The organism is Alishewanella sp. WH16-1 (assembly GCF_001441695.1).
Classification (GTDB): domain Bacteria; phylum Pseudomonadota; class Gammaproteobacteria; order Enterobacterales; family Alteromonadaceae; genus Alishewanella; species Alishewanella agri.
In genome coordinates this window covers 1-1,023 of record NZ_LCWL01000127.1, presented here as the reverse complement: position 1 = coordinate 1,023, position 1,023 = coordinate 1, and the positions used below count along the sequence as shown (strand labels likewise).

Below are 1,023 nucleotides of genomic sequence, written 5' to 3'. Positions count from 1 at the left end.
CCACAAGCCCGCCTAAACCTTCGGGGTCAAAACCTTAAAACCTTCGGGGTCAGATACCGAACAACAAGCCCGCTTCGAGCGGGTTTGTTTTTGCGTAGTTTTGCGGGATGCACTTTGCTTAAATTACTTTTTGTATGTACACTTAGTGTATGAACATCACCTATGATCCACAAAGAAATCTGAGGAATCAGACTGAACGCGGGATTTCACTGTCCGCGGCGGCAAACCTGGACTGGGATTCCTGGTTAGGTGCTGAAGACGTGCGTCGAGATTATGGTGAAGTGCGTTATCGTGGCTATGCCATTATGCCGGCTGAAAACAGGCTGTACTGTGTGGTGCATACTCATCGGGAAGATGCCATCCGCATTATCAGCTTACGTAAAGCGAATAGCAGAGAGGTCGCATTATATGAAGCAACAAAACAGACAACTTAATCGGCCAACGCCGGAAGAGGATCAGCAAATTAACGAAATGATAGCTGCTGATACAGATGATTTTGAAGCAACAGCCGATGACTTTGCGCAGTTTCAGCCACTGACCAAAATGGGCCGTCCTAAAGCTGCGATTAAAAAAGAAAGCGTAACGATTCGTTTGTCGCCTGAAGTGGTGGGTTATTTCCGTGCCAGTGGAAAAGGATGGCAAACAAGGCTTGAACAGGCACTGAAAGATTATATGCAATCACACCCCTGACATTACATTCATTCATTCGGGGTCAGATACCGAACCACACGCCCGCCTAGCGCGGGTTTGTTTTTTCTGGCGCGTTAAATTAGCTAATCCTACCGCTAATGCGGTGTGTTAATAGCTATCAGGCATGGTATCAGCAAGCGTGGTAAGAGCATCGTAATACCGCTGCTGCTTAGAGATTAGTACCATCTGGCATTATTCAGCATTCTGTCGAACCTTCAGGGTCAGATACCGAACCACAAGCCCGCCTCGCGCGGGTTTGTTTTTTGGCGCGTTAAATGGGCTAACCCTATCGCTAATGCGGTGTGTTAATAACTATCAGGCATAGTATAAGCA

The 1,023-nt window shown here is 47.2% G+C and carries 2 protein-coding genes; both read left to right on the top strand.

Annotated elements, in window-relative coordinates:
* The first annotated feature begins 149 nt into the window (after nt 1-149).
* On the top strand, nt 150-434 hold the full coding sequence (locus AAY72_RS13765) for a BrnT family toxin (RefSeq protein WP_057788270.1): 285 nt from the start codon (nt 150-152) through the stop codon (nt 432-434).
* A complete protein-coding gene (locus AAY72_RS13760) occupies nt 409-690 on the top strand; it encodes a BrnA antitoxin family protein (protein ID WP_008950246.1) in 282 nt (93 codons plus the stop codon). The genes AAY72_RS13765 and AAY72_RS13760 overlap by 26 nt, the downstream gene beginning before the upstream one ends.
* Nucleotides 691-1,023: the final 333 nt, after the last annotated feature.

Excerpts from the sequence above, each read along its gene's own strand:
- AAY72_RS13760 (WP_008950246.1), top strand. The coding sequence starts at position 409 with ATGAAGCAACAAAACAGACAACTTAATCGGCCAACGCCGGAAGAGGAT.
- AAY72_RS13765 (WP_057788270.1), top strand. The coding sequence starts at position 150 with ATGAACATCACCTATGATCCACAAAGAAATCTGAGGAATCAGACTGAA.